Origin of the sequence: Microcoleus sp. Pol12B4 (assembly GCF_036701385.1) — a bacterium.
Classification (GTDB): domain Bacteria; phylum Cyanobacteriota; class Cyanobacteriia; order Cyanobacteriales; family Microcoleaceae; genus Microcoleus.
On sequence record NZ_JAUBQR010000342.1, the window covers coordinates 1 to 4253 of the forward strand.

The 4253-nt window shown below is 51.4% G+C and carries 4 protein-coding genes; 2 read left to right on the forward strand and 2 right to left on the reverse strand.

Annotated features, from left to right (window positions below):
- Together trmD and QUA38_RS27680 are read right to left on the reverse strand one after the other, a co-directional pair.
- Positions 1–619 (reverse strand): tRNA (guanosine(37)-N1)-methyltransferase TrmD (gene trmD, locus QUA38_RS27675; protein ID WP_333167548.1); only part of this gene is annotated, 619 nt, incomplete at its 3' end.
- Positions 620–708: 89 nt separating this feature from the next.
- Positions 709–954, reverse strand: coding sequence for a hypothetical protein (locus QUA38_RS27680; RefSeq protein WP_333167550.1), 246 nt, complete (start codon positions 952–954; stop codon positions 709–711).
- On the opposite strand from QUA38_RS27680, the gene QUA38_RS27685 reads away from it, so the two are divergent.
- Together QUA38_RS27685 and cphA are read left to right on the forward strand one after the other, a co-directional pair.
- Positions 953–1846 (forward strand): cyanophycinase, encoded by an 894-nt coding sequence (locus QUA38_RS27685; protein ID WP_333167552.1) that lies wholly within the window; start codon positions 953–955, stop codon positions 1844–1846. The genes QUA38_RS27680 and QUA38_RS27685 overlap by 2 nt on opposite strands.
- 341 nt (positions 1847–2187) lie before the next feature.
- Positions 2188–4253, forward strand: a 2066-nt coding sequence (cphA, locus tag QUA38_RS27690) for a cyanophycin synthetase (RefSeq protein WP_333167553.1), incomplete at its 3' end; no start/stop codon positions are given.

Sequence of the window (4253 nt, forward strand, 5' to 3'; positions counted from 1 at the left end):
TGCGCCAGCGAGCAATTTCTGCGTGATTACCAGACAGCAACACGTCGGGCACCTTCAATCCCCGAAAATCCGCCGGTCGAGTGTACTGTGGATAATCCAAAAGTCCGTCTTCAAAACTCTCAAACTTTAGGGAATCTTCCTTGGCCACAGTTCCCCGCAGCAATCGCAAAACCCCATTAATCAAAGCCAAAGCTGGAATTTCGCCCCCCGTGAGCACAAAATCCCCCAAAGACACCTCGCGAGTTACCAAATGCAGCACTCGATCGTCCACACCTTCATAATGACCGCAAATCAACACCAACTGATCCCGCTCGGCCGCCAACTCCCGAAACATCCCCTGCTGCATCGGTTCCCCCTGGGGAGTCAACAAAATCACCTCCTGCCTCGGCAAAATCGGCAGCGACTCCACCGCAGAAAAAATCGGTTCCGGCTTCATCAGCATCCCCACTCCGCCCCCGTAAGGCTCGTCATCGACTCGCTGGTGTTTGTCTGTGGTAAAATCGCGGGGATTGACAAAATTCACCTCAGCAATCTTTTTAGCTAAGGCTTTGCCCATCAGTCCCGACTCCAGGGGAGCCCGGAAAAATTCTGGAAATAAGGTAACTACGTCAAAGCGCACAATTATTGGAATTTTATTGATACATCACCTCTAGTTTGACCCTTAGGGGGAGTTCAGTTTTCAGTAATTGCTTTATTCTTTATAATTTCTTATAATTTCTGAAAATTTTTGCAAGTTAAATTCTCTTCGTTTGTCGGCGGGCCCGTTTTGTACAACAATAAATCAGTTTTTCCTGACAGCGACTGCAAGCAAACTCGCCGCCAAGCAATTGCGGGATAGCGCGATCGGCGATCGCACCTCACTCGCACCAACAAAAATTTATTCTTAAAAAGCCCTATTGTACCCACAGCAACGGCAAAATTGAATTTCACATCCAACAGAGGAAGACACACCATGCAGCAGTTGACATCTCAAGCCCTTGAACATAATATTCCCCAGCGCACGAAAACCTCGATTATGGTCATCGGGGGAGCCGAAGACAAAGTTCACGGGCGAGAGATTTTGAACACCTTTTTTTGCCGTGCTGGGGGTGCAAACGCTCGGCTGGCGATCGTTCCCTGCGCTTCTCGAGATCCCGAAGGAATTAGCAACCGCTACCGCACCATATTTGACGAAATGGGCGTTAGCGCCGTCAAAGTAGTGGACATCCGCGAACGCGAACAAGCCGAAAACCCCGTCTGGAAAGATTACTTAGAAGATTGTACGGGCGTATTCATCACAGGCGGCGACCAACTGCGGCTCTGTGGGCTGCTGGCGGACACCCCGCTGATGGAGAAAATTCGTAAAGAAACCCTTGAAGGCAAGATTACGCTCGCTGGCACCAGCGCCGGTGCTGCGGTGATGGGATATCACATGATTGCAGGTGGCGGGAGTGGGGCGTCACCGAATCGCTCTTTAGTAGACATGGCAAACGGACTTAACATTATTCCTGAGATCATCGTAGACCAGCATTTTCACAACCGCAACCGCATGGCTCGCTTGCTGTCGGCTGTGGCTTGCCATCCCGATCGCATCGCTATTGGTATTGACGAAGACACCTGTGCCTTGTTTGAGGGAGACGATACTATGAAAATTCTCGGTAAAGGCACTGTGACTATTGTTGATTCTAGGGAAAATTTTTATACCAATGAGTCTCTGGTAGGAGCGACAGAACCCTTAAGTCTGTTCAATATGCGCTTGCACGTTCTGTGTCACGGAGATTGCTACAATATGCCCCTAGGCAAACCAATGCCATCGGGAGCGTGTTCCGAGTCTGGCTGGCCCCCCGAATGCCGCACAGCCAACTAACGCAGAACATCTCTTGTCATTGATTCGGCAGAAATTAGGCGGCATTCCGGCCGAATCATGGATACAACAATAGAATAGATTCCGAAGCAGCCACGGGCTGACGCCAGGAGGAGGCAGAATCACAGAAAATTCTAACTTCGGGCTTTGAGTTTTTGCTAGCCATGGACTTTTACTTGTTTTTAGCCGATCGTAGGGGCATGAATTTTCAATTGGGTAGCCCATAACTGGAAATTCACTCCCAAACTGTTCGCAGCGAACAGTCGATCGAGCAATCTAGATCGAAATTGAATAAATGCTCCAATTATCTATAAGATTTCGCGACCTATACCCCTCTAACTGTCATGAAAATACTTAAAATCCAGACCTTACGTGGCCCCAACTACTGGAGCATCCGACGCCATAAACTCGTCCTGATGCGTCTGGATTTAGAGGAGTGGGCAGATAAAACCACATCTGAAATTCCTGGCTTCTACGAAGGATTGATCGCCGCACTTCCAAGTTTGAACGATCATCACTGTTCTCCAGGCCATCAGGGAGGATTCCTGCAAAGAGTCAGAGAAGGGACAATGATGGGACACGTAATCGAACACGTCGCACTAGAACTTCAGGAAATGGCAGGAATGCCGGTCGGGTTCGGTCGCACCCGCGAGACTGCGACCTCTGGCATTTACCAAGTAGTAATCGAGTATCAACACGAACAAGCCGGTCGCTATGCAGCCCGGGCAGGCGTGCGGATGTGCCAAAGCATTGCCGAGACAGGCACTTATCCAGCAGCAGAATTAGTTCAAGATTTGAGAGACCTGAGAGAGTTTGCTGCGTCGGCGGCCCTAGGGCCTAGCACGGAAACACTGATTAAGGAAGCAGAAGCGCGCGGCATTCCTTGGATACCTTTGAGCGCCCGGTTTATGATTCAACTCGGCTACGGGGTTCACCAAAAGCGGATTCAGGCCACTCTGAGCAACCGGACGGGAGTTTTGGGGGTAGAACTTGCCTGTGACAAGGAAGGTACCAAAAATATCCTCGCCAGCGCCGGCGTGCCGGTTCCTAGAGGAACGGTGATTAATTATTTGGATGAACTGCGCGGGGCGATCGAAGATGTCGGCGGTTATCCGATCGTCCTCAAACCCCTAGACGGCAACCACGGCCGCGGCATTACGATCGACATCAATTCCTGGGAAGCAGCCGAAGAAGCCTACGACTTAGCCAGCGCGGCATCAAAAACAAAAAGCGTGATAGTCGAGCGCTATTACGTCGGCCGTGACCACAGAGTATTAGTAGTCAACGGGCAAGTCATAGCAGTCGCAGAACGAGTCCCGGCTAACGTCGTGGGCAACGGCAGGTCTACAGTAGAACAGCTTATTGAAGAAGTAAACCGCGACCCGCAGCGAGGAGACGGACACGACAACGTACTCACCCGGATCACGATCGACAAATTGTCCCTGGATTTGCTGCAAAAACAAGGATATGCGATGGACTCCGTAGTGCCTGCCGGCGAAAGAGTATTTTTGCGGGCGACAGCAAACTTGAGTACCGGTGGCATTGCAGTCGATCGCACTGACGAAATCCACCCAGAAAACGTCTGGCTGTTCTCCAGAGTCGCTAAAATTATCGGTTTGGACATCGCCGGCATTGACGTAGTAACTCCCGACATCTCCCAACCCCTGCGCGATGTCAATGGCGTCATCGTCGAAGTCAACGCAGCGCCGGGTTTCAGAATGCACGTCGCCCCGAGTCAAGGTTTACCCCGCAACGTCGCCGGCGCCGTCTTCGATATGCTCTTCCCCTCGCCTCAACCCAGCCGGGTGCCGATTTTAGCGGTAACGGGAACCAACGGCAAAACTACAACTACTCGCCTACTCGCTCACATTGTCAAGCAGACCGGTCAGATTACTGGCTACACGACTACTGACGGCACTTACATCGGGGATTATTTGGTAGAAAGCGGAGACAATACCGGGCCGCAGAGTGCTCAATTGATTTTGTCTGACCCAACGGTGGAAGTAGCGGTGCTGGAAACCGCTAGAGGCGGAATTTTGCGCTCGGGCCTCGGCTTCGATCAGTGCGATGTCGGCGTCGTCTTGAACGTCGCGGCCGATCACTTGGGAATTGGCGACATCGACACCGTAGAACAACTTGGCAAACTCAAGAGCGTTCTCGTCGAGTCGGTAATGCCCAAAGGCTATGCAGTGTTAAATGCAGATGACCCGTTAGTTTCACAAATGGCGCAGCGTGTCAAGGCTCAAATTGCATATTTTTCGATGAACCCGGACAACGAACTGGTTGCCAAACATACTGCAGCGGGCGGGCTGGCAGCGATTTACGAAAATGGGTATTTGTCGATATTGAAAGGCGATTGGACGCTGAGAATTGAGCAGGCTGTGAACGTGCCGCTGACGATGGGCGGGCG

Bases quoted from the DNA above. Each gene is read 5' to 3' on its own strand.
- QUA38_RS27680 (WP_333167550.1), bottom strand. From the start codon at position 954: ATGGTGTGTCTTCCTCTGTTGGATGTGAAATTCAATTTTGCCGTTGCT.
- QUA38_RS27685 (WP_333167552.1), top strand. From the start codon at position 953: ATGCAGCAGTTGACATCTCAAGCCCTTGAACATAATATTCCCCAGCGC.